The sequence below is a fragment of the Gordonibacter massiliensis (ex Traore et al. 2017) genome (assembly GCF_019731765.1).
Taxonomy (GTDB): domain Bacteria; phylum Actinomycetota; class Coriobacteriia; order Coriobacteriales; family Eggerthellaceae; genus Gordonibacter; species Gordonibacter massiliensis.
The window spans coordinates 145,530-170,329 of the sequence record NZ_JAASIO010000005.1; the positions used below are offsets into that span (position 1 = coordinate 145,530).

The 24,800-nt window shown below is 63.2% G+C and carries 18 protein-coding genes; 13 read left to right on the top strand and 5 right to left on the bottom strand.

Annotation, left to right across the window (positions count from 1 at the left end; translation table 11 throughout):
• Positions 1 to 184: 184 nt before the first annotated feature.
• The 7 genes from HCH03_RS08090 to HCH03_RS08120 all read left to right on the top strand — a co-directional run bounded on the left by HCH03_RS08090 (position 185) and on the right by HCH03_RS08120 (position 14,414).
• Positions 185 to 2,428, top strand: coding sequence for an Ig-like domain-containing protein (locus HCH03_RS08090; RefSeq protein WP_221689080.1), 2,244 nt, complete (start codon positions 185 to 187; stop codon positions 2,426 to 2,428).
• The gene (locus HCH03_RS08095; protein WP_221689081.1) at positions 2,425 to 3,249 is read left to right on the top strand and encodes a MotA/TolQ/ExbB proton channel family protein; all 825 of its coding nucleotides are present in this window, start codon (positions 2,425 to 2,427) and stop codon (positions 3,247 to 3,249) included. Before HCH03_RS08090 ends, HCH03_RS08095 begins: the two co-directional genes overlap by 4 nt.
• 3 nt (positions 3,250 to 3,252) lie before the next feature.
• Positions 3,253 to 3,687, top strand: coding sequence for a DUF2149 domain-containing protein (locus HCH03_RS08100; protein WP_221689082.1), 435 nt, complete (start codon positions 3,253 to 3,255; stop codon positions 3,685 to 3,687).
• 172 nt (positions 3,688 to 3,859) lie between these two features.
• Positions 3,860 to 11,680, top strand: a complete 7,821-nt coding sequence (locus HCH03_RS08105) for a MucBP domain-containing protein (protein WP_221689083.1) — start codon at positions 3,860 to 3,862, stop codon at positions 11,678 to 11,680.
• Positions 11,681 to 11,756: 76 nt separating this feature from the next.
• Positions 11,757 to 12,461, top strand: coding sequence for a hypothetical protein (locus HCH03_RS08110; protein WP_221689084.1), 705 nt, complete (start codon positions 11,757 to 11,759; stop codon positions 12,459 to 12,461).
• Positions 12,462 to 12,517: 56 nt separating this feature from the next.
• Positions 12,518 to 13,063: a hypothetical protein gene (locus HCH03_RS08115; RefSeq protein ID WP_221689085.1), complete on the top strand. Its 546-nt coding sequence runs from the start codon at positions 12,518 to 12,520 to the stop codon at positions 13,061 to 13,063.
• A gap of 151 nt (positions 13,064 to 13,214) precedes the next feature.
• The gene (locus HCH03_RS08120; protein WP_221689086.1) at positions 13,215 to 14,414 is read left to right on the top strand and encodes an ABC transporter substrate-binding protein; all 1,200 of its coding nucleotides are present in this window, start codon (positions 13,215 to 13,217) and stop codon (positions 14,412 to 14,414) included.
• A gap of 168 nt (positions 14,415 to 14,582) precedes the next feature.
• On the opposite strand, the gene HCH03_RS08125 is transcribed toward HCH03_RS08120, so the two are convergent.
• On the bottom strand, positions 14,583 to 15,443 hold the full coding sequence (locus HCH03_RS08125) for a DUF364 domain-containing protein (RefSeq protein ID WP_221689087.1): 861 nt from the start codon (positions 15,441 to 15,443) through the stop codon (positions 14,583 to 14,585).
• Positions 15,444 to 15,568: 125 nt separating this feature from the next.
• On the opposite strand from HCH03_RS08125, the gene HCH03_RS08130 reads away from it, so the two are divergent.
• Both HCH03_RS08130 and HCH03_RS08135 read left to right on the top strand, forming a co-directional pair.
• On the top strand, positions 15,569 to 16,234 hold the full coding sequence (locus tag HCH03_RS08130; protein WP_221689088.1) for a hypothetical protein: 666 nt from the start codon (positions 15,569 to 15,571) through the stop codon (positions 16,232 to 16,234).
• A 67-nt stretch (positions 16,235 to 16,301) separates the two neighbouring features.
• Positions 16,302 to 16,967 (top strand): flavin reductase, encoded by a 666-nt coding sequence (locus HCH03_RS08135; RefSeq protein ID WP_221689089.1) that lies wholly within the window; start codon positions 16,302 to 16,304, stop codon positions 16,965 to 16,967.
• Positions 16,968 to 17,141: 174 nt separating this feature from the next.
• Here the strand turns inward: HCH03_RS08135 and HCH03_RS08140 are convergent, their stop codons facing one another.
• The gene (locus tag HCH03_RS08140) at positions 17,142 to 18,086 is read right to left on the bottom strand and encodes a class I SAM-dependent methyltransferase (protein WP_221689090.1); all 945 of its coding nucleotides are present in this window, start codon (positions 18,084 to 18,086) and stop codon (positions 17,142 to 17,144) included.
• 112 nt (positions 18,087 to 18,198) lie between these two features.
• Here HCH03_RS08140 and thyX point away from each other — a divergent pair, with 112 nt between their 5' ends.
• Both thyX and HCH03_RS16370 read left to right on the top strand, forming a co-directional pair.
• Positions 18,199 to 18,879 (top strand): FAD-dependent thymidylate synthase, encoded by a 681-nt coding sequence (gene thyX, locus HCH03_RS08145; protein ID WP_185904771.1) that lies wholly within the window; start codon positions 18,199 to 18,201, stop codon positions 18,877 to 18,879.
• A 2-nt stretch (positions 18,880 to 18,881) separates the two neighbouring features.
• On the top strand, positions 18,882 to 20,474 hold the full coding sequence (locus HCH03_RS16370) for a DUF1385 domain-containing protein (protein ID WP_246599878.1): 1,593 nt from the start codon (positions 18,882 to 18,884) through the stop codon (positions 20,472 to 20,474).
• 194 nt (positions 20,475 to 20,668) lie between these two features.
• Here the strand turns inward: HCH03_RS16370 and HCH03_RS08160 are convergent, their stop codons facing one another.
• From HCH03_RS08160 to HCH03_RS16795, 3 genes are all read right to left on the bottom strand, one after another.
• Positions 20,669 to 21,508 carry a class I SAM-dependent methyltransferase gene (locus tag HCH03_RS08160; RefSeq protein WP_221689091.1) on the bottom strand — a complete coding sequence of 280 codons (840 nt, stop codon included), beginning with the start codon at positions 21,506 to 21,508 and terminating at the stop codon, positions 20,669 to 20,671.
• Positions 21,509 to 21,726: 218 nt separating this feature from the next.
• A complete protein-coding gene (locus HCH03_RS08165) occupies positions 21,727 to 22,176 on the bottom strand; it encodes a helix-turn-helix domain-containing protein (protein ID WP_221689092.1) in 450 nt (149 codons plus the stop codon).
• Between the two features lie 28 nt (positions 22,177 to 22,204).
• Positions 22,205 to 22,378 carry a type II toxin-antitoxin system HicA family toxin gene (locus tag HCH03_RS16795; protein WP_185904766.1) on the bottom strand — a complete coding sequence of 58 codons (174 nt, stop codon included), beginning with the start codon at positions 22,376 to 22,378 and terminating at the stop codon, positions 22,205 to 22,207.
• Positions 22,379 to 22,745: 367 nt separating this feature from the next.
• Between HCH03_RS16795 and HCH03_RS08175 the strand changes: the two genes are divergently transcribed.
• Together HCH03_RS08175 and HCH03_RS08180 are read left to right on the top strand one after the other, a co-directional pair.
• On the top strand, positions 22,746 to 23,522 hold the full coding sequence (locus tag HCH03_RS08175; RefSeq protein WP_221689093.1) for an ABC transporter ATP-binding protein: 777 nt from the start codon (positions 22,746 to 22,748) through the stop codon (positions 23,520 to 23,522).
• Positions 23,519 to 24,694, top strand: a complete 1,176-nt coding sequence (locus HCH03_RS08180) for an ABC transporter permease (protein ID WP_221689094.1) — start codon at positions 23,519 to 23,521, stop codon at positions 24,692 to 24,694. The genes HCH03_RS08175 and HCH03_RS08180 overlap by 4 nt, the downstream gene beginning before the upstream one ends.
• Positions 24,695 to 24,800: the final 106 nt, after the last annotated feature.

A 24,800-nucleotide genomic window follows, 5' to 3' on the forward strand; every position in this document is an offset into this window, starting at 1 on the left:
AGCAACTCCCGTGGTTGCGGCCGCGCCGTAAAAGCACCAATACCATGTTAAAGGTTTGCCACCTTCTCGTAACCTAAACCAAAGGTCTAGGTTCTCATTTGTTCTTGTAAAACTATAATAAAGTTTGCAAGTTATACTAAAAAACGAATAATTCATTATCGAGGTAAATTAAGAAAGGAAGGGCATGCGGGGCAAAAACGCGAAACGGGCGGACAACGCGAACTGCGCGGCCGCCGCCTTCGGGCGGCGGTTTTCGACGTTCGAGGACTCCCGTTCCGAAGACGGCAGGCAAACGCGCCCTGTTTCGAAATATACGTACGGGGGAGAGGGTGCCTCGATGAGAGCTCCTTCGAGCCGCCCCCGCAAGCGCCCTCTCTTGCACGCCCGCACCGCCCTCGCGTTGAGTGCCGTCTGCCATCGTGTGCTGGCGGTGTTCACGGCGGTCGTGTTGTGCGTTTCGCTGGGCATCCCTTCCATTGCCGTGACCGATGCGGGCCTTTCTCTGGGTGCCTCGCACCAGGCGGCCTTCGCCGCTGACGGTGACGGGGGAGCCACCGGGGGCGGTGAAGGCGACACGACCGACCCGCCGGTCGATCCGCCGGTTGAGCCGACGTACGTCAACGTGCCGTATGTGATGGGCGCCGCGGTTCCCACCGCGCGTTCTCAGATCGAAGCCCTTGGGCTTTCCGTCGCTGTCAACGGCCCGGAAACCAGCACTTCAGTTGTTACGAGTCAGGATCCTGCGGCGTCAACGTCGGTGGTGCCTGGAAGCACGGTCACCTTAACAAGCGAGGAGCGGCAGGCGGAGACGCCCACATTGACGGATCTGATCGTTGGATACTACGATGCAGAAGCAGACAGCCCTGTTTGGTATCCCGATGTCGCGCAGGGGCAGGTTCCGACGGTGAAGCAAAAAGGCGGCAAGATTCAGCTGCTTGCATCGGTCACATGGAGCACGGGAAAGACGGAGCCGGCGGCGTCGCAGAGCGTACCTTTGCTCTGGACTTCGGGCGATACGAGCATCGCGACCGTCGACCCCACCGGCATGCTGACGGCTCTTGCGGACGGAATCGTCACCATTACGTGCACCTCGCAGAAATACGGAGAAGTGGTTGGACGAATCGACGTCAAGATCGTCGGACAGGATGGCGCCTATGTGACCGAAGTTGCCGTTACCAAAGCGGACGGCACGCCATACAGAGACGAGCGTGTCATGTTCAAAGAAACGCTCGACGGCACCGAAGGCGCCGATCTGTACGCTACGGTCTACTATAGCGACGGCACGGAGAGGCATACTTGGGAGGGCGATCGGATAGACAACCTTGTTTGGTCGGTCACCGATTCGGAGATATGCTACATCAATCCCGACACCGGCAGGATAAAGCCTAAAGACGACGGCTCCGTGCGCGCGGTAGCGACGGTGTCGGGAGGTATGGACGGAGGCGTTTCCGGGTACGTGTACGTCGTCATCGACACGGGTCGATACAACGCTGAGAACTGGCCGTCCAATTCGCTCGAGGTGGAGATAACCTATGAAGAGGATATCGCGAACGGCATCGACACGCCAGCTAAGACCAAGGTCTACGACGTCGGGTCCTTCGCGGCACTAGGAACCGCGCAGGCCGCATATACGGTGGTGACGAACAACGGCCATTACGCGACGCTGTCCGCCGAGGGCGTGCCGCTCTCAAGGTTTCTCGCCGATCTCGAGCTCGTTGCGGGCGAGGTTTCGTATTTTCAATTCTTCGCGAACGACAACAAGGGCGGTGGCGGCGGCAGCAAGATTTCCGCCGATTATCTGTTCAACCGCCCAAGCTATTACTTTCCGAATATGGACATCGGCGTTGAGAACGGAAGGATCGCCGCAGAGCCGATGCTGGCCTTGCGCGACAGCTGGCGCCCCGATACGCCGGAGAAGGACTTCGGCGGTATGGGCGAAGGGCGTCGGTTTCGCTTGGTGCTCGGCTCTTCGAGCTTGACAGACTCCGCGGGTGAGAAAACGGTCAAATTCATCAATACCGTCAAAATCGTCATGCAGGGAGCCGCGCCGATACGGGAAGAGAATCCCGGGAACGAGACGACGAATCCTGCCGGTCCGAGCAGCGAGGGCACCGGGATCGTTGGAACGGGACCGGGATCCGATACCGGTTCCTCTGACGCGTCCGGCACCCAGACGGTGCTCGGTCTGTCCAATCAGGCGGAGACCAACGCCGACAGCTCCCAAGGGGCCGATTCGGGTGCGGGTGGGGGAGACGGGAGCGGTAAGCGTTGGCAGGTATTCGAGATGATGAGCAAGGCCGAGTCGAATATCGATCCCGTTGATTTCAGCAATCCGTTCGAGCCGTTCCTGCTGCCAGGCGTGCTCGCGGTGATGACGGTGGGGGGATTCATGTCTAGAACGAGGTTGAGAAGGGAAATGGCCGTATGAACGGTGAACTGTACTTGAAGGATATTCTGCACTTAGTGTCGCAAGACCTGCTTATACCGGTGATGATCGTGCTGGCCGCGCTCATCGTTTACGCAGTGTTCTGCGTCGGTTCCCTCGTTGTCGAGGTGATCATGGAGCGGCGGCACTATCGCGAGAACGTGCCGCGCTTTGTGAACGCCGTGTACGAAGCGGACTATAGCGAAGTGGACGATGCTATCGGGCAAAGCGGCATGCTCAAGCACCAGAAGCAGGCACTGCTCACGGTTTCACGGAACATGGGGTTGCCCCAAACCGACCTCTACGCGCTTGCCAAGCGCGAGGTGGCGGGGCTTGACGAGCGGTATCGGCGTATCGCCGGGCGAACCGATTTCGCATCGAAGGTGGCGCCGATGTTCGGTCTCATGGGCACGCTCATTCCCCTGGGTCCCGGCATCGTCGCCATGGGCCAAGGAGACATAGACGCGCTGTCCACCTCGCTGCTCATCGCATTCGACACCACGGTCGCCGGTCTTGTCGCTGCGGCTATCTGCCTGTTCGTGAGCCGTATTCGCAAAGCTTGGTACGGCAAGTACCTGTCGGCGGTGGAGGCTGCGGTCACGGCCGTCCTTGAAAAAGCCGACGAGGCGCGCGAGGCCGGAGTGAAGCTGCCTCACGGCTACGAGGCGCCGGCGAAGCGCGGAGACCCGGCGCGAACCGACGAGGCGGGCCTGTCCAATGCGGGAGGTCCGCTTCCCGCCCAAATGGGGACGACCCATCGTATTCCGGTATCGTCGCAGGCTTCTTCGGCCATGGCGGGCGACGCGACTGCGGCGACGGAGTGAGCCATGCGGTACACCTTCGGCAACAGCAGTTTTCTGGACAAGCCGTTCGATTCAGACGACAGCGCCGACCCTATGAGCTCGCTTGCGAACTTGGCCGACGTCATGCTCGTGTTCGCTTGCGGTTTGATGATGGCACTGGTGGTGTTTTGGAATCTCGATCTACCCAACATCACGGAGTTCGACCAAGCGGACATGCAGCAGGTCGACGACGTGGAGGAGATCGTGGGAGAGATCACGTCCACCACGAACCCTTATATGGAATTGGGCAAGGTATATCAAGATCCTTCGTCGGGCAAGCTGTACATGTTGACCGAAACCGACGAGAGCGCGGAGGAGCCTTCGGAGGAAACAGGCGGCACCGAGGCGGCCTCCTCGGACGAGACGCGAGGCGGAAACGACGGAGAGTCGTCCGGTGCGGGCGAATCCCCGCTGCGATAGGGCGACAACGCGGTACGCGCAGAAATCGAACAAGGAGCACAACGTGACTACGACAACTGGAACAACGACGCATCAGCAAACGCCTGCCGGTCGTCACGCGCGAGCGGCGTCGGAGCCACCGCTCGGACGGAAACGGAGGCCTGACTCCGTCGCGCCCAAGAAGCGCGGTCGCGTGGCCCGCGTGGCGGCCGTTGTCGCGCTGGCTTGCTGCTTGGTGGCGGGTGGCGCGTACTCTGCGTATGCCGCTTGGGGCGATGCTTTGAACGACGAAGACTACGGATGGTATTACAACGGTCTTGACGGCGGCGTTTACACGCTGGAGACGTCCAAGGATCTTTACTCGTTCGCCCGCATGGTGAACGGCACGGCAGACACGGGCAACACCGGCACGTACGCTCCTGCCCACAGCTTCGAGGGGGAAAGGGTCGTTCTGGCAAACGACATTTCCGTCAATACGCCGATCACTTCTCACGAGTTCGTTCCCGTGGGGGCGGATGCCGAACATGCCTTTAAGGGCGTCTTCGACGGCAACGGGCACAAGGTTTTGAACCTGCTGATATCGCAACGCGCCGAATCGAATACGGGCTTGTTCGGGGTGGTGTCGTCATCAGGCTCGATTCGCAACGTCGGCGTCTTCGGCGCGATAACGATTGACGCCAGCACATATGTGGAGAACATAGGAAGCGTTGTGGGCCTGTGCGAGGGCTCGATTTCAGGGTGCACGTCCAACGTGAGCCTGACGGTGTCGAGCTCGTTCGAGCCCACCGAGGAAGCGCCCAGGGTGGCGAAGAACATCGGCGGTGTGGCGGGGAGGATCACCGGGAGCTTGTCTGACTCGTCTTTCTCGGGCGGCCTCTCCATGGAAAACGACGCGAGCGCCATTATCGACGGATGGGACAACACCATTCCCACGGTGCAAAACGTCGGCGGCGTGGTGGGTTTGTTCGGCGAGGACGAGCTCGACGCGGCCGTCCGCGCTTCAGGTGGCATAGACGGATGCGCGAACAGCGGTACCGTGTACCTCTCCTTCACGGGCGAGGGCGGTAGGGATCGTTTCGAGCAACTGAGGTCTTCCCATCCCGGCTGCGTCGGCGGCATTGCCGGGTATTCCGACGGCAGCATCTCGAACTGCTCGAACACCGGCGAGATACGCACGTCGACGCTTGGAGACTCGAGCACCGATGGCTACGGGTACGACACCACGTTCAACAACGGCGCCTCCCAGTGCGGAGGCATCGTCGGCAACCTTCGAGCCGTGGTTTTGGAGGACAAATACTCGGTGAAGCTCACTCCGGACAACGGCTCGAAAGACGACGTCCTGACAGTGAAGAACTGCTACAACACCGGCAAAGTGTTCGCGCTGGCCTCGGCTGGCGGCATTGTCGGCCGTGCCGGCACCTACACGGTCATCACCGAGTGCTCGAACGGAAACTACTTGGACAACAACGGCAAAACGGGCGTTTTCGTCGATCCAGAGCAAGGCGCTGTGATCTCTACGCGTTGGAACAAACCGTTTGCCGGCGGCATCGTGGGCCTCACCTTGGGCGATGTGACGTTCAGCTACAACCGCGGACAAGTCAACAACACCCAGTCGGGTTTTTACCTGGCCGGCATCGCGGGCGGAATAGGCAGTGACAAGCTCGATACGCTCGAGGCCATCAAGAACAACGATCCGGATTACAAGTCCGAGATGCACTCTTGCTGGAATTCGGGCATGATAGGCCTTGGACATCAGGCCTCGAACAAATTCGGCGCGTTGGTAGGTTCCAACGACGGCTACGTGCACGACTGCGTTGTGCTCGAAGGTTGCGTCATCGTGGGCAAAGACGAAGTGGGCAGCGACGCGGTGGGCGATGCGGCGTGGAAGCAGTATCGCAACATCAATGTGCTTTCCCTCGCGGACCTGCAAACGAGCGACGGTCTGAAAGTGCTCAACAACTATTGCGCAAGCGCCAACGGGTTCAAGGTGTATTGGTATGCAAACAAGGAGAAAAACGACACGTACCCTGTTTTGAACTCGTGGGCGGCCCCGACCGGTCAAGTTGAGCTCGCTACGATCAACCTTGAAGAAAAGAGCGTGAAAGACGCCAGCTTCTCTACGGCCGCCGACCCGGTGCCGACGGTGTCTTTGGTGTCGGGCGAAACCGAGCTGTTCCAGAACGTGGACTACATCATCGTCCCGCAAGCCGGTGCACGCGACATTACGGTGAACGATGAAGACAATCCTCGTCCGTATCAATACAGCGTGCTGGGCATCGGCAACTATAAGGGCGAGCTGGTGAACTTCGGTCATTACGGCATTGGGGCCGGAACATTGGACGATGCCAGCGTGCAGGCGTCCAGCCCTATCTTCAACTGGGAAGTGCAGTTCCCCGAATCCGTGCAAGTGCTGGATGCTGCGGGCAACGCGATAGACGACAGCATGTACTCGTACGTCATCTACGACAGCATGACGAACAACACGACTTCGGTGCTCTCGCCGAAGTACGTGGTGTTCGATAGCGAGGGCACTATCCAGTTCTTGGACGGCGACGGCAATCCCGATGGCGAGCCGGTGCCGGCGCTCGACGCGGACACCTCTCACAAGGCGTTCCGGGTGTACGATCGCGGTGGCAAGCTCATATCCGACAGTGATGCGCAGGTGTACGACCCGATAACCGGCGAGAACGTAACCGGGCGCGTCGTGGACTTCCACAAAGACGAGCAAAACGGCACGAATGCCAACATCACCTGCGGTTCAAGCTGCATCAACAACAAGAGTGCTAAGAAGTCGCAGTCGTACGGCAACGACGGCGAAGCCGGGTACGTATTGCAGGTTCGCGGCAAAGAGTCGTTCGCGGGGTCGACTCAGATCGGCCAGTACATCATAAGGCCGGCCGACCTTGTGCGCGATTGCACGGTTGAGTCGATCGCTTACAGCGGTGAGACCTGGCAGTTCGACAAAAGCACGCAGAAACCGTACCAAGAGGACGGCGAAGGCGGCCGAACCGAAGGGATGCGGGTGACCTTCACGGGCGAAACCATCAAACCCGAGATGACCATCACCTATTTGGGCAAGACGTTGACGGCGGCGGACTTCGGCAGCTTGAGCCAGGCACCGACCAAGGGCGACTACTCGTACCTGTATGGCCCCACTGATTCCAGCGATGGGTATCCCCAGGAAGACAAGGACGAAAAGAACCCGAATCGAAACGTTACCGGGGACCTCGGGCGAGCGGCCGTTACGGCTCGGTACGACAGCCTCTCCCATGTGGACAACCTTGAGACGGCAGGCGCGTGTTTCACGAGCTACATCACGTGCCCGTTCGACATCGAGCCGGCCGATTTCGACGCATGCGCGGTTGAAGTTCGTGATCAGGCATTGAAAGAAGACGGGACTGTCGATGCGCCGGTTGCGGTCAAACTGGGAGACGTGACGCTCGAAAACGAGAGGGACTACACGGTTTCTTACCAGAAAGCCGACGGCACCCCTCTCGATGGGATGCCGTCCGAGGTGGGCGCATACAAGGCCGTGGTGACGCCGAAATCAAATCTTACGGGCGATCCTGTTACGACGGGGGTCTTCAACGTGGTGGAGGCTCAGGCGTTCACGCTCAATGACGTCGCCAATCCCACGTGGGATCCGGTCGACGTGCCTTTGGACCTCACGTTCACGGGCTCTGACGGGCAGGCCGTCGAGCTGAAAAAGGGCGTCGACTACGATATGGAGATTTACTACTGGGCTCAGATGGGCTCCGATCCGACGACGGGTGTGAAACCCGAGCCGAAGAAAACGCTCATCTCCAACGATGATGGCAAAGCGGACCATTTGGAGCCGCAAAGCGCCAGCACGAAGATCGACTGGCATGTCAGAGTGATCGGGAAGGGCGTCTACAGCGGGTGCGAGCAAGATAAGGCGTTCAAAGTGAACGCGCTCGATCTGTCGGCGACCGATCGATCCGCTTGGTCGGTCGAGGGGTCGGCGAGCTACCTATACCTGAACACGGGACAGGTTAGCTGGGATCAGTTGGAGCCTTACAAGGTGACGTATCAAGGCGTCACGATGCTCGATTCGACCAATATGAACATTCGGTATATCGGTGGCTTGGGCACGTACGGATACGCGGGCGTCGGGAAGTCGTTCTCCTGGTTCGTTCGCGGTGATAATTCTATGACGACGGGGAAGCTTGAGCTCGAGCAGAGTGGCATAGCCAAGCCGTGCTCCATGCTCGATGACGGTATCCAGCCCACGACCGGGTCGGCTTCGCTGGTTTATACTGGCAAAGAGATCAAGCCCGTTTCGGCGGCTTTCCTTGCGGAGGGCGAAGACTACGAAATCGCCTATTACGATAATATCGACGTAGGTACGGCTCGCTATGCGATGACGGGCAAGGGAAACTACGTCGGCACGCGTACGGGCTCCTTCGCAATCGTGCCCGCCGACTTGTCATCGTTTGATGTTGAAGTCGATGACGCTATCGCTGACGGCTCGAAACTCAGGCCTGCCGTGACGGTTACCGCTCCGGATGGCGAAACGATCTTGGAGAAGGATAAGGACTACACGGTTTCCTACACGTCCAATATCGATCCGGGAACAGGGTTCGCATGGATAACCGGTATCGGAAACTACACGGGGAGTGCGAGCCAGTCGTTCAAGATCGGTGAGCCGTCCGTCCAGAAAAGCAGCTATACCGTCAGCTACGTCGATGAGGACGGCGGCAAGATAGCCGATGACAAGGTCGTCGATGACTGCGAGGTAGGCAAAGAGGTCGAGGAAGCCGCGCAGGCGGTTGCGGGGTACGAGCTCGCGGATCCGAACTCGTCGCCTGCGAAGATCGTAATCGATGCGGATGCGTCGAAGAACACGATAACGTTTGTCTACCGTGCGGTTGCGTCCGGCACCGACCTCTCCTCCGCCGAGATCGCCCCCGTCAAGGGCCAGATCGTCGAGGTCGCCACGAAGCTGGGCGGCGCGGCCGACGTCAGGGCCCTGCTCGCGCAGCGCGCCGGCTCCGGCGAGCCGTCGCTGGCGGACGACGAGATCGCGTGGGCGCGCGGCGCCAAGCCGCCGCTCTCGGTCTCGCTCGCAGGACGCGAGCTCGCGGAGGGCGTCGACTACGTGGTCGAGTACTCCAACAACGGCAACGTGACCACCGCCGCCCGCGGCAGGGCCCTGGCCGTCGTCAAGGGCGTCGGCTCCTACCGCGGCGAGGCCTCCGTCGAGTTCGACGTGGTCGGCTACGCCCACCACATCATGAACGCCGACGGCTCGATCGTTTGGGAGACCCAGAAGAACTGGGGCGCCGACGTGGGCGGCCAGGTCTACGACGACTCCGACGGCGGCACGGTGTTCTACGCCGACGGGACGCCCGTCAAGAAGGCCGAGCGCACGGTGGACTACGACCTTCTGCAGGCCGCGCCCGCCGACGGCGAGTTCCCCGACACCCCCGAGTCCTCCGGCACGGCCGGCTCCACCAGCCTCAAGCCGAACGCCGTCGTGCACCTCTCCACCAGCGACGGGAGGGCCGAGGGCTGGCTGGGCCTGAACTTCGCGGAGACCGTGGTGTCGTCCAAGGGCCTCCTGGCGAAGGCCGGCGCGCCCTCCCCGGCGCCCAAGGTGGTCAACGTCCGCTCGGGATCGTCCTTCTCGGACGCCGTGGCCGCGGCCGTGGCCGCGTGCCCGCCCTCCGTGACGCTGCTCCCGTCCTACTCGCCCATATGGCGGGCCATGGGCCTCGACCCCGACGCGCGGCTGGGCGAGGGCTACTACGACATGGGCGAGCTCGCGGTGCCCGAGGCCGCCTCCGAGCCGGCCAAGTACTCCTTCGCGAACAAGGACGGCGTGAAGGTCATGGCGGCGCTGGGCGTGGGCGACCGGCTCTACGGGGAGATGCAGGCGCTCATCGACGCCAACCCCGTCCTCGAGGGCAGGCTTTCGCTGTCCGAGGGGCTCATCGGGTCCCCGATCGCCTCCAGCTCGAGCGTGGCCACCTCGGTCGTGATCCCCTACGACATATCGTCCGAGGGGGCCTACGCCGCCCTCTCCGAGGCGACCAGGTCCGCCGTGGCCAACAAGGCCGCCGACGGCTCCCTGCCCTCGGGCGTGGAGGTGGCCTTCCCCGAGATGGTCTGGGACGGCGCCGCGGTGGCGGCGGCCGACCTGGACCCCGAGGTCGTCGACGCCTTCGGCAACAGGCTCGCGAAGGGCTCCGACTACGCGCTCTCCGTGCTCGACGCCTCGGGCGCGGAGGTGTCCGAGATATCCGGGCCGGGCGCCTACACCGCCGTGCTGTCCGGCAAGGTGACGGCGATCAGGGACACGGGGCTGGTGGAGGCCTCCTCCGAGCTGGGCGCCTACATGGGCTCCGCCACGGTGCCCTTCGAGGTGAAGGCGGATCCTAAGTACGACTTGTCCTTGGGAGCGGTCGTGAAGGTCGATGACGAGAGCTACACCGGATCGGCTCTAACGCCGAAAATCACGGTGCTGAATTCGGCGCAAGAGCAAGTTGACGGCGCTAACTACCATGTTGCGTACTATGCGAAAAACGTCGACGGAACGCCGGGCGACGCGATCGCTCCCGAAAGCCTTATAAACGTCGGCGAGTATGTCGTTGTCGTCACAGGGGCGGGCATGCCGGACGATCCGCTGTCTTACATAGGCAGCGCGCAAGGGTCGTTCGCCGTCAAAGCGGTGCCTTTCCAAGTGGACGATATCGATGCCGTTACGTACGACGGAGGACGGCATATCCCCAGTTTGACGGTGAGGGGCATCGGCACGGAATCGGTTTCGTTGATAGAAGGGAAAGACTACGCTGCCACCTATCTCGACGAAGAGAAGAACATCATTCCCTCGTTCGGCGGGTATTGCGAGGCGGGCACCTATTGGGTGCGCGTCGAGGGGGTGGGCAATTATTCCGGATCCATCGACAAGAGCTTCACCGTCGAACGCAAAGACGTCTCCGGCATGACGGCAGTTGCTCAGGCGATGGGCGCCTATGCGGGCACCCCCGTCGAAGCGGCGATTTCCATCGAGGGCTTGGTGCCCGGAGTCGACTTCGAGGTCGTTTCGTATGCGGGCAACGCGAAGGCGGGCATGGCGATTGCGACGATACGAGGTTTGGGCAACTACGGTGGCACGATCGAAGCATCGTTCAAGGTTCAAGTTGATTTGTCGATAGCACGCATCGAAGGCGTTCCCGATCAGGAGTACATCGGCAAAGACAAGCCCGTCGAGCCTGAGTTTGAAGTGCGAGTTGGCGAGGTAATCCTTCAGAAAGGCGTCGATTACACGGTCGACTACGCTGGAAACATCGATCCCGGTGTGGCCACGGCCACGATTGTTGGATCGGGCGAATGGTATGTTGGCGCCAAAACGGTTTCGTTCTCTATTCACGAGCCTATCCTTCGGGACGCCGACACCGGCATAACAGTGTCTGGAACGATTTTGGCCGATGCCAAAGCCGATGGATCGACGTTGCTACTCGAGGTGAGTCGGATTGCCGAAGGCGACGAGGCGTTCGTCTCGACACGCCAAGGCTACGTCCCGGGCGACACCGAGTTGATGCTGGGCTACGCGATTACGTTGAAGTGCGTAAGCCCCGACGGCAGGGTGACCTTGCTGAAAGACGATCTCAACCTGACAATCGCATTCCCGGTGGATGCGGCTTATGACGGACGCCGGGTCGTCGTTGTCATGCGACACGACGATGGCGACGGAGCGCACTCGTACGAAACGGATACGGTTATCGCAGAGAACGGCGTGGTGTCGGTTAAGACGGACCGTCTGAGCGAGTTTTTCCTCGCCATCGCGAAAGCTTCTGGAGATGGCTCGTCTGCAAAGGGCGATGGCGCGGTTTCCGAGGCTTCGGGGGTGTCTGGTTCTGGTGTTTCGAGCACGTTGGCTCCAACCGGGGATGGCGCGTATGCCATCGTCGGTGTGGCCGGTTTGCTCTGCGCGATAGCCCTTTGCGTGCTGACCTACGTCGAAAGGAGGTGGTGCAAGCCGCGCAAATAGGCGTGTAGCGCGGAACCGACTCGAAGCAGGGCATCCAAACGATCGACGCCGATGGGCGTCAAGTAAGGAGCAAGAGATGGATAGTACGATAAAGGCGAAGCCTGGCAAGATCCTGATCGTTGCGTTGGCGGTGGTTTGCGCGGCTGCCGTGTGGCTGTTCGCATCTGCGGATCGCGCTTTCGCTGCCGACCCCAACGAGGCCATCACGGTTCAGCAGGAAGTAAACGGCGTGACGACGGAAATCGGCACGATCAATTATGCTGAGCTGCAAGAGGCCGGCTTGGTGAATTCCGACACCATTGCGGGTCTGTTCAACAAGCCGGGTACCGGATTCAACGTGGTCGGCGGCAAGAACTACGTCAAGATCGACGATCTTTTCGCTTACATGGAGGTTCCGTCTACCGTATGGACAACCGGTGCGAAGCTGCACTACACCTGCGACGATGGCGATTACAGCAAGTGGGAGTCCGACTACAACGAGATCACGCGCACGCAGTTCTTCTTCTCCGCCACCACGCTGCTGAACGGGATCACCGCCACTGCGGTTCCGACTTATGGCGCTATCGCGTTCGACAACGCCCAGGTAAAGATTCCGGCTGCGACCGATACGGTAACCCCGACGGCGGGTACCACGCTTGCCAACATCTCTAGCTGGGACACGACTCCGCGCATCATCGCCGGCCTGACCGCCGACGAGTTGAACGATTCCAATTACAACATGGGTAAGCGTATGCCCGGTGGAATCGACACCATCACGATCATCGCTCCGACCGTTGCCTAAGAGAAGGAGTTGACGAATGGGGCGGGCGCGGAGCCGTTCGCCCCATTCTACTGCCGATGATGAAGAAACGCAAAATAGTCAGCGCGCTGCTGTTTGTGGCGGCCGTCGCCGTTGCGAGCCTTTCGTTTGCCGGATGCGCAAGCGACGTGGAGGATGCGGACAACGGGACAGTAGAGGCGCAGGAGTCCTATTTCACCGAAAGCGATGTGCAAGGCGCGGTGAACCGTGTCTCGTCGTCGTACGCGAGCGGCCCGATCGTCGATCTATCGGTTTCCGTGGACACGGGATCGAGGGTCGTGTATCTGGACGTGATCGCAGCCACTGACGATGTGAAGATTGCCAAAGAGGCGGTAGAGGACGTGATCCGCGCTGTTTCGGTGGAAACGGCGTACTGCGCTTTGAGCGAGGCAGACGGTCGTGGCGACGAGCAAGCCATAGCCGCGATAGAGTCTTTCGTCGATTCAGATGACGCCTACGCTTCTGGGTTGGGGCGTCTGTTCGAAACGTATGGTTTGAATATCCATGCAGACAACCCGGACGGCACGCTTGCCCTTGACGGTATGCGGAAAGCCGGTGAGGTCGGGTCGGTGAATTGGCAATAGACGCAGCAGCGTAGCCGTTGGAGCACGGCTTCCGTCGCTGTACGCGTTGAGAGCGTTTTGCCAGAAGGCGCGCCTAGCGTGCTTTCTGGCAAAACGCTCATTGCGGTGTGCTCCGGCGACACGGCGCATCGTTCGAGGAGGAGGACAAGCTATGACCGACGATCGGTTATCGGGCGACCACGTCCGGGGAAAGACCCTTTCCGAAGGGCTCGGCAACGTCTGGGGAAAACCCGTTTCAATCATGGGGCGTCGCGCGTTTGTAAAAGCGCTGGGTGCAGGACTGTTGTTGACTATGGCGGCTCCGGTGCTTTCGAGTTGCGAGAGTTTCGGGGAAGCCGTGACCGGCGAGCGCACTATTTCCGATCATGTTGGCCGCGAACTGGAGATACCAACGCCCAGCAAATTGGAGAAAGTGTATTTCACCAGCGGTCTCGCTCAAGTGTTCTGCTTCACTTTGAACCCTGAGCTGCTCGCCGGTACGGCCATCCAGTTCACCAAGAGGCAGCTTCAATATTTGCCCGAAGAGGCCAACGAGCTGGCGTACATGGGCTCTCTTTCCGGCGATGGCGAAATAAATCGCGAGATGCTCATGGTCGAAGGGGTTCAACTGGTGTTTTCCATCTCGGCCATTGGGCTTACCGAGGCGAATATCTCCGAGGCGCAGGATCTTCAGGATTCCACCAACATACCCGTGTGCCTGCTGGACGGCTCGATGGAGCGGATCTCCGACTGCTATTCCATGCTGGGTTCTATCTTGGGACGCGAGGATCGCGCTTCGAAACTCGCCGCGTATTGCTCAGACGTGTACGAACGGGTCACCGCTGCCGTTGACGGGATTCCCGAAGACGAGAAGACATCGTTGTATTACGCCGAGGGCCCCGAAGGCCTGCAGACCGAGCCCGACGCCTCGCAACATGCGCTTGTGCTGGCCGTCGCAGGGGCCAACAACGTGGCCGCGGTTCCCGAAAACGAGGGTTTGGGTATGTCGAACGTATCACTGGAACAGGTAATGGCGTGGTCCCCCGATGTGATCATTTCTTGGGATTACGAAAACATGGGCGGTGCCGTTGAGGACATTCGCTCGAACAAGAACTGGGCGCAGATCCCCGCCACTCAGAGCGGGCGCGTGTACGCCATGCCCTCTGTCCCCTTCGCTTGGCTTGACCGTCCTCCCGGAGTCAACCGCTTCCTGGGCGTGCAGTGGGTGGCCAACATGCTGTACCCCGATCGCTACGACGTGGACATGGTGCAGGTGGCGCGCGAGTTCTATCGGCTGTTCTACTGGGTCGAGCCCTCCGAAGATGAGATCAAAGACCTCCTGGGCAACAGCTACCCACCGTATCGGGGATAGCGCCTCCCGTCCCCGTTCGCCTTCATCTGAAGCCCCCGTCCGCCTCTTAAGCCGAAAGCCCCCTGAATCGCGCGGACGGGCGGCTTTTCCCCTTGCACGCGCGAGGGGCCCGCGCCATGTCGTTCGGCGCGGGCCCCTCGTTTTCCGTTTCGCTTCGGGCGGGCCGCCTTACGCCTGCTGCCGCGTGATGCCCGTCATCTGCAGGGCCTCGCCGAAGAACTGGCCGGAGCCATTCTTCACGGCGAAGCGCACCTTCTCGGGGTCGGCCACCACGCTGCCGGCCAGCATGTCCACGCCCCAGTCGAACAGGAAGGGCGACATGACCACGCTGGGGCCCACGAACACGGTGGTGGCGTTTTTCGTCAAATCCAGCAGGCGCGGGGCCGTTTTGTTGATGATGGTGACGCCGGTGACGAACGCGAAGTCGGTTTTGGGAAGCACGTACTCGCAGGCGGGATCGGGCGTGTCGAGCGCCTGCGTGCAGTTGCGCTCCAGCACGGTGAGGTTCGCGTACTCGGCGATGCGGTCGACGTGGGGGAAGTGGCCCACCACCGTCACGTTCCGACGCGGGTGCGCCTCGATGCGCGGGCGGTACAGCTCGAAGGCGTCCATCTTGCGGATGGTGCCGCACGCCAGCTCGACCGGCTCGTCGTATGTCGCGCCCAGCGGGTCCAGCAGCTCTTTGCGCGCGTAGTAGGCGTTGATGGCCGCCACGCCCAACGTGGCCTCCTCGAAGCACCACGACTTCGCCAGCTGGGCCACCGTGCGCAGCGGCAATCCGCGCATATCGAGCGTGTACGCGCGCTTCGCGCCGCCTTTGCACGTGAAGCTCACGCCCATGCCGCAGTCGGCCTCCACATACGACCAGTGCGTACCCAGGCAGTAGTCGCGCACCACGATGTCCTCGGGAATGCCCCCTATCAGGTGGTTGTAGAACTTCCACGGCGTGTCGTGGTCCTCCGTGCCGGGGAAGCTTATGGCGTCGTTCTCCGGGTTGTTCGCGCAGCAGTCCTTCTCGGGGCATCCCATGGCGTGCGTTCCTCCTTGCGTTGCGTCGTCGGCCCGGGCTCTTGTCGTCGTCCGGTGCGGCGGCAATCTTATACCTGATGCACTATAATACACCGTCAAGGAGAAACGAGGAAGGGGCGCAGACCATGCTGTTCATCTTGACGGGGGACGTGCAGACGGGCAAGTCGCGCTGGCTCGAGCGCACGCTGGCGGAGCTGGCGGGCGACGGCGTGGAGGCGCGGGGCGTGGTGGCGCCCGGTGTGTGGCGCCGTCGCGAGCCGGGGGAACCTGCGGAGGGCCGGCCCCTCGGGTCGGGGCAGGGCGACTACGAGAAGCTGGGCATCGACAACGTGCTGCTGCCGCAGGGCGAGCGCCTGTCCTTCGCACGGCGGCGCGACCTGGCCCGGCGCGAGGGTGCGTTCGATCCCGCCAGCCAGAGCGCGGCGGCTCGGCTCGCTTGGGAGATACCCGACGAGGCCATCGACCGCGTGAACGCGCACTTCGAGGCGCTCGCGCGCCGCATCGCCGCCGGCGAGGGGCGGCCGGGGCTGTTGGTGGTGGACGAGCTGGGGCGGCTGGAGCTGGAGCGCGGCTGCGGGCTCACCTCGGCGGTCGACCTGCTCGACCGCGGCCCGACGGCGGTGTGCCCGCACGCCGTCGTCGTCGTGCGGGCGTGGCTGCGCGAGCGCGCCGAGGCTCGCTTCGCCGCCGCGTGGGGAGGTTGCGAGCCCCTTGCGCCCGACGACGCCGCCCGCATCGCGATTCGCTCCGCATTCGGCCTTGCAACTCTTATTGATAACGAGTACCATTAGCGGAAGAGAGAGCATTTGACCGGGGATTTGCCGGGGTCGCGTGCGGCCGGCGGCGGAAGGGACTGCCATGATCGACAACACCGCGTTCTTCAGCCTGAGCTACGGGCTCTACGTCATCTCGTCGAAAGCGGGGGACAAGGCGGCCGGCTGCATCGCCAACACGTTCGCCCAGGTGACTTCGACGCCGCTTCAGGCCAGCGTCGCGCTGAACAAGGAGAACGCCACCACGGCCGTCATCCGCGAGGCCGGCCGCTTCGAGGCGGCGTGCCTCTCGCAGGAGGCCACCATGGAGCTCATCGGCAACTTCGGCTTCCATTGCAGTAACGACCGCGACAAGTTCTCCGCGTGCTCCGTGGCCGTCGACGCCGCCGGCATCCCGTACGTGGCCGAGCAGGCGTGCGCCCACTTCTCCGTGCGCGTGGTGCAGGAGGTGGACCTGGGCACGCACGTCCTGTTCGTGGGCGAGGTGGAGGAGGCCGAGAAGCTGGGCTCCTGCGAGCCGATGACCTACGCGTACTACCATCAGGTGAAGGGCGGCAAGACCCCGCCGAAGGCGTCCAGCTACCTGCCGGAGCAGCAGCCCGCCGCCACGGCCGGAGACGCGCCCGCGCCGAAGTTCGCCTGGCGCTGCACCGTGTGCGGCCATATGGAGTACGTAGACGAGCTGCCCGACGACTTCGTCTGCCCCGTGTGCGGCGTTGGGAAGGACATGTTCGAGCGCGTGGAGGTGTAGGGTAAGCGGGTCTGTGCTGGGCGGAAGTCCCGAAGGGGCGGCTTGCTGGCGTCCGGAGCGGACATTGCCGACGACCGAGATCATGCGGCGAGCGCGCTATGCGCTCGCCGCGTTGTTTTCTGCGAGGCGAGGACGTCGCGCCGTGCCGTCCGACGGCGCGTCCCTGCGAGGGCGTTACTTGTCCCAGGCTATGAACGCCCAGGTGACCACGCGGGGCTCGCGCAGGCGCAGGCGCTTCTGGGGCTGGTCGTCCTGGTCGGCTTTTCCGGCGTCCGGGTTGTCCTCCAGGTTGCCGTCCAGCCACGTGCGCAGCCGTCCGAGCGCGGCCTCGCGCTCGGCCTCCGGTACCATGGTGCCGGAGGCGCTGTCCACCATGCGGGCGAGCTCCTGGTAAGCCTCGTCGAACGAGTCGTACGTGTCGGTGCGCGCGCTGGTGATGTAGGCCACCTCGGGCCTGATGCCCCGGTTCGCCAGGATCATGAACGCGTACAGGTAGTCGCGCCCGAGCGAGCGCTGCAGGCCGATGGCGCTCAGGATGCGCTCGTCGGTGCGCGGCGACGAGCCGGTGGGCAGCGTGATGCACACGCGGCGGCGCGCCACGGCGTCCAGGCGCATGAGCGAGTCCTCCAAATCGGCCGTGGCGATGGAGCGCGACGCCACGCACACGTCCGCCGAGCCGGGTTCCACGCCGTGCGCGGCCCAATCGTCCTCCCAGCTCATGCGCACGGGCTCGACGCCGGTCACGCCGTTGCGCGCCAGCGCCTCGCCCATGCGCTCCAGCATGCCCTGCGAGAAGTCGGCGGCGACCACCTTGTGCCCCCGCTTGCCCAGCGGCAGCGACAGCGCGCCGGTTCCGCATCCCATGTCGAACACCGTCTCGCCCGGCTCGATGCCGACCAGGTCCAGGAAGCGCTGCACGTAGGGAGTGGGGGAGTCCTTCGAGGTGAACGTGGAGGCCCGCTTGTCCCAGTAAGACGAGTCGTCCGCACGGCGGCGGGCCTTCTGCAGCTCCTTCCACTCCCCGTTCCAGTCGCGGGTGGTGAGCAGCGGGGTGAAGACGGTCGGCGCGTTGTCGGGCTGCGCGCTCGCAGGCGCTTCGGGCGTGGAGTTTTCGATCATGGGGAAGCCTTTCGCATCACGGGTTGTCGGCATCGGTTACTATACTAGCGAAAGAAAACGCCAAGATGCGCGCGAACCGCAAACTTATCCCGAATCGAGGAGCATCCGTCCCATGCACGTCGAATTGCTGTACCACACGCCCGACCCCGAACGCGCCATCGCCACGGCGGCGCGCCTGTGCTACGCGCCGGTGGGCGCCGCCGAGCTCATGGAAACCATGCCCGAGGAGCGCGTGCGAAGCGTGCTGTCCACCATCATGGGCAGCGGGCACTTCTCCACGCTGGAGCACGCCAGCTACACGTTCGCCGTGGACGGCGTGTCGCGCGCGCTCACGCACCAGCTGGTGCGCCACCGCATAGCCAGCTTCAACCAGCAGAGCCAGCGCTACGTGAAGTTCACCGACGGGCTGGCCACGGTGAAGCCCGAGAGCATCGCGGCGGATCCGGACGCCGAGGCCGTGTTCGACCAGGCCATCGAGGCCGCCATCGCGGCCTACGAGAAGCTGCTCGCGGCGGGCGTTCCCGCCGAGGATGCGCGCTACCTGCTGCCGAACGCCGCCGAGACGAAGATCGTCATCACCATGAACGTGCGCGAGCTGCTGCACTTCTTCCGCTTGCGCTGCTGCAACCGCGCGCAGTGGGAGATCCGCGAGATGGCGCACCGCATGCTGGATCTGGCCCGTCCCACGGCGCCGTTCATCTTCCTGGACGCCGGCGCGCCCTGCGTGAGCGGGGCCTGTCCGGAAGGCAAGATGACCTGCGGGAACCCGTATCCGCGCGTGACGAGGGGCTAGGCATGGGCGAGAACGGGGCGACGACGGAGCACAGGGACGCGGAAAAGGCCGCGGCCGAGCGGTCCGCGAAGCCGAAGAAGAGCGACCTTTCCCGCGCGTTCTCCGAGGACGGCGCGCGCAAGACGCACGTGGGCGGCCAGGCTCTCATCGAGGGCATCATGATGCGCGGCAAGTACAACTGGTCGGTGGCGGTGCGCGAGCCCGCCGGCGACATCTACGTGGAGGAGCACGACCTGGCCAGCGGCCGCAAGAAGAACGGGTGGCTGCACTGGCCGCTCGTGCGCGGCTGCCGGGCGCTCGTCGAGTCGCTCGTGCTGGGCTTCAAGGCGCTGGAGATCGCGGCGGAGCACGCGTTCGCGGAAGACGAGGCGACCGTCGGAGGCGCGGAGGGGGCGGGAGGGGCCTGCGGCTCGGGCAGTCCTGCTCGCACGGACGGTCCGCTGGACCGTCCGGCTCGTGCGGAACTCGCCTCAGACCCCTCCCGCCCCCTCCGCTCCGAGGGCGATGCTTCTTCCGGCAACGCCGCCGCGTTCGAGAGCGCCGAGGAGGGCACGGGCGACTCGCTCGCTGATAAGAAGGGGTTCTCCTGGAAGGACGACTTCGGTCGGCCCGAGACGATGATTGACGCTTTGGGCGCGCAGGCGTCGCTCGAGGTGGTGTGCGACCCGACCGGGGACGCCTCCGTAGGGGCGGGCTGCTGCCCGCCCGGCGCGGACGGTGCCGAAGCCGACGCTTCGCGCGGCGAGCGCACCGATGGGGCTTCTGCCGGCCACCCCGAGTTCGCCGCGCAACGCGAAGCCGAAGGATCTTCGGCGGCGGCAGCAGCCGAGCCGGAGCCCGAGAAGAAATCCTTCCTCGACCAAGAGGCGGAGTTCGGCAAGGGCGCCATGGCGGTGTCCATGGTGTTCGGCCTGGTGTTGGGCGTGGTGCTGTTCATCGTGGCGCCGGCGTTCGTCACGAACCTCGTGGTGGGCGAGTACGACCAGAACACGGTGCTGTGGAACGTCGTGGACGGCCTTCTGCGCGTGGCGGTGTTCGTGTTCTACCTGTGGCTCATCGGGCGCATGGCCGAGATCAAGCGCATGTTCGGCTACCACGGCGCCGAGCACAAGACCATCCACTGCTACGAGCACGGTCTTCCGCTCACGCCCGAGAACGCGCGCAGCTTCCCGCGCCTGCACGTGCGCTGCGGCACGGCGTTCCTCATCATGGTCATGATCATCGCCATCTTGGTGTACACCGTCACGCCCATCAACGGCCTGATAGCCGCCTGGGGCGTGCCCGACGGCGCGCCGAAACTGGCGCTGGTCATACTGGTGCGCATCCTGCTCATGCCCGTGATAGCCGGCATCTCCTACGAGATCACCGTGCGCTGGGCCGGCAGCCACCCCGACAACCCCCTGGTAAAGGTGGTGCTGTGGCCCGGCATGCAGATGCAGTACCTCACCACGAACGAGCCCGACGACGGCCAGATCGAGTGCGCCATAGCCGCCATGCAGCGCGTGCTGGAGCGCGAGGAGGCCGAAGCCGCGAAGGCGGCCGGCTCGAACGTCGGCACCGCCGAGGGCGAAGGTGCGGCGTCGGCAGCGGCATAGGGAGCCGTATCGAAAGTCGCCGGAATTCGCGTTCTCGGTGGTCGTCTCGTAGGGGCGGGGCTTGCCCCGCCTACTCGGCCTGCGAAGACGCTTCTTGTTGAACGGGCGGGGCAAGCCCCGCCCCTACGAAGGGCGTTTTGCGACGTTTTTGATGCAGCCCCCTAAAGCGATATCCGGCTGAACGCTTTTTCTCGCTAGCTCGAAAGCCGCGCTTCCCGCTCCGGGACCGGCCAGATCATGCAGCTCCAGACGATGCTCTGCTCGTAGTCGAGCACGCATTCGCCCGTCTCGGCGTCGACGGTTGCGTGCCGCTCGACGAAGCGCCGCAAGGCGTCCCGCTCTGCGCCGTCCCGCGGGCGGGAGGCGGACTCCGCTGCCTCGAGGAGCTTTTGGAAGCTGGGGGCGTGCCAGCGGCGGGGATAGGCGATGTGGTTCACCGAGGGGCGGCGCCCGCTGGCGAACAGGTAGTTCAGCGCGGCGACGAACCCGCGCCGCTGCTCCCGCTCGCTTGCCGGGCGACCCATGGCCCGCAGCATGCGCAGGTCGACCGCAGGGGTCTCTCCGCCCGGCATGGTGACGGCCACGCGGCTGCGGGCCTTGCTCTCGAGCTTTGCGCAGACATCGGCCAAATCGTCGGCGATGAGCGAGCGCGACGCGACCGCCACGTCGGCGCACGGCAGATCCGTCCAATCGTCCTGCCACGAGCGCTCGAACGCAGCCACCTCCACGCCCGCCTTCCGCGCTCCGGCTGCGAGCTCGTCGAGCATTCCGGTGGAGAAGTCCACGGCGACCACGGCGTGGCCGCGTTGCGCGAGCGGGATGCTGAGGGTGCCCGATCCCGCGCCCATGTCGAACACGCTTTCGCCCGGCTCCAGGGCCAGCAGGTCGACGAGTTGGTCGATGTAGCTGCTGCGCCGGTTCTTATGGGCGAAACCGCGCGCCTTCGCATCCCAGTCCTCTTTCGCGCCGAGCGCATCTCCGTCCGCCCGACGATACGCATCCACCCAGTACGCGCTGTCCGCCAGCAAGTCCATGGCGTTTCCCCTTCCGCATGCGGAGAGCGCGGCGGGCTTGCTTCAAGACTGTCGCACATGCTCCTTTAACCTCGATCAAGTATAGCATGCTCTCTGGAGGCGGTGTCGAAAGCGCTGGCGCGCCGGACTGGTGGGGCGGGGCAGAGGCACGGGGCCTTTGCCCCATGGAGGCCGCTCCGGACGCACGATACGGCGGCATGCGATGAGGCTTCTTGCGTTCAACTCTGCAGCAGCAGGGCTTTCCGAGGGCGTCCCGCCTTCGGCGCTTCGGCAAGGCGGGCTTCCACGCTGCGACATGCGACCATACGGCGCGAGCCGTCTTTCCACGAATCCAACCTGCCGGATTCGCACATCTGCGCAACCCGGGCCGTGCTCACGCCCAGCACGCGCGCGGCGTCTGCAGCGGTCATGGCGTCTATGCGTGAAAGGTCGCAGTTAACGGACACGGCTATGACCGTTCCTCCGTGCCGTGCCTTGTTGCCGAGCGAGCCCGTTTCGGGTTCCCGATCGTGCATCAAGGCGTCGTTGACCGTTTCGGCAAGCCAGTCGGATGCGGCGAGCACGGCATCTTTCAGATCGTTCCCGAACGTGCCGCCTTCCAAGCCGAAGGGAACGGCGAGCATACACCCTTCGCTCTCGTAGAACTCGAACTCGTTCACGTATATCATGTCACCTTCTTCCCTTGAGGCGTTCGGGCTACCTTAATCCCGCTTGTCGCAGTATCCTTTTTGCCGTTTCGTCGGGTATATCGCGATGTCGTTTCACCATCACGGTCGTCTTTCCGTTGGTGAAATGCTCGTGCTTGGTGCCGCCGTTGCTCCAAAAACCATTCGCTTCCAGCTCTTTGACGGGCTCCCTTCGCGCTGTCATTTCAGTCCCTTTATGTGGTCATGGTACGGTCTGCCCATGACTTCGTCAATAAAAATATTAGTGAATACTAAGTATTTTTACCTATGCAGGCGCTAGTCGAGTCCATTCCCGTTAAACGCGGCGGCAGGCGGCTCGAACGTTTGCGTTGCCGAACGAAAGAAGATACGGGGATTTCTCGGGTACCTATGGGCTCACCTCGTTTGGACGTGTGGCTGTCCCTGCGAGGGTTAGGGTGTTCCAACCGCTTTCTCGATAGTAAGATAATAGCATAAGATAGGAACAAATGTTTGTGTTTTTGATTGGAATGCAGCACTTTCCTGCTATACTGGTGCGATCCGAAACGAACCGACGAGACGAGGCCCGCCCCGTGGACAACGCCATCACCGTGCGGAACCTGAGGAAGACCTTCAGGCTCTCCGCGAAGCAACGCAAGCTGGAGCGCTCCGACGCGCGCACGAAGACCGCCGTGGACGACCTGTCGTTCGACGTGCGTCGCGGCGAGATATACGGTCTTTTGGGCCCCAACGGCGCCGGCAAGACCACCACGCTGCGCATGCTCGCGGCGCTCGTGAGGCCCGATGCGGGCGACGCGTGCATAGAGGGCGCGTCGGTCGTGTCCGACCCCATGGCCGTGCGCCGCCTCGTCGGCTTCCTCACGAGCGAGCTCAAGCTGGAGGACGCGTTCTCGCCCGACTACCTGTTCGGCTTCTTCTCGGAGCTGCACCACGTGGACGCGGCCGTGCGCGACGTGCGCAAGCGGGCGCTGTTCGAGCGCTTCGGCATCGACCGGTTCGCGCAGACGAAGGTGGCCGACCTGTCCACGGGTATGAAGCAGAAAACGTCGCTCGCGGTGTCGCTCGTGCACGATCCCGGCGTCATCATCTTCGACGAGCCCACGAACGGCCTGGACGTGCTCACGGCCAAGACGGTGACCGACTTCCTGATGGAGCTCCGATCCGAGGGCAAGACCATCCTCTTGTCCACGCACATCTTCAGCTTGGTGGAAAAGGTGTGCGACCGGGCCGGCGTCGTCATCGACGGCCGCATGGTGGCCGCGGGCACGCTGCCCGAGCTGACGGGCGGGCGTCCGCTCGAGGACGCGTTCTTCGACCTGTACGCCGCAACCGCGGGGGAGGCCTCATGAAAAGCAACGCGCTCACGATAGCGAAGAAGGAGCTGGCGAAGTTCTTCAGCAACAAGGTGTCGGCCGTCGTGTCCATCGCGCTGCCCGGCCTGCTCATCTTCCTCATGTGGACCGTCATGGGCGACGCCATGGGCAGCATGTTCTCTCCCGACGACACGAAGCGGCCCGTCGTGGCGGTGGTGAACGAGCCGGCGAGCATCGAGGGGCTGGCGTCGCAGGCCGGCATCGACGTGGTGCCCGAGGACGCGCTGCCCGCCGCCGACGAGATGCGCAAGCGCATCGAGCAGGGCGACGCGAAGGCGTTCGCCGTGTTCCCCGACGGGTTTGATCGGGACGTGGCCGCGTACGACCCGGCCACGGGCGAGCGGGCCCCGCAGGTGGAGGTGTACTACAACTCCACCGACCCCGATTCGGCTAAGGCGTTCTCGGCGCTCACGTCCCTGCTCGATGCCTACGAGTCGTCGCTCGCGAACCGCTTCGACGTGAATGCGGGGCAGGGCGCCTACGACGTGGCCGAGGAGCGCGACATCGCCGGCTCCGTCGTCGTGTCCATCGTGCCCATGCTGCTGCTCATCCTGCTGTTCACCAGCTGCATGTCCATCGCGTCGGAGTCGGTGGCGGGCGAGAAGGAGCGCGGCACCATGGCAACGCTTTTGGCCACGCCCATCAAGCGACGCGACATCGCGCTCGGCAAGGTGCTGGCCGTCACGCTCATCGGCCTGGCCATCGCCGCGTCCAGCATGCTGGGCATCTTCGCGGGCCTGCCCAGCATCATGCAGGGCGCCGTGGACATGAACGTGTACGGGCCGAACGATTATCTGCTGCTCGTGCTGGTGGTGGTGTCCGCCACGCTTCTGGTAGTCGTGCTCATCACCATGGTTTCCGCCTTGGCGAGGACCACGAAGGAGGCGGGCATGTACCTGACGCCGCTCATGATCGTGGTCATGCTCGTGGGCATCCTCGGCATGTTCGGCGGCGGGGCGAAGACGGAGTTCTGGTACTACCTTGTCCCGCTGTACAACTCCGTGCAGTGCATGATCGGCATATTCACGTTCGACTTCCAGCCGGCGAACGTGGCTATGTGCGTGCTGAGCAACCTCGTGTACACCGGCGCGGGCGTCCTCGTGCTGCAGCGCATGTTCAACAGCGAGCGCCTGATGTTCGCGCGCTAGAACGAAACCCGCTGCGCCGCCTCCGCTCAGGACGACAGTGAGAGGGCGCTTTTCGCAGCGTTTCGTGCCAATATCGCTCTCGTCAAGCTCTTGTAACCCTACTGCC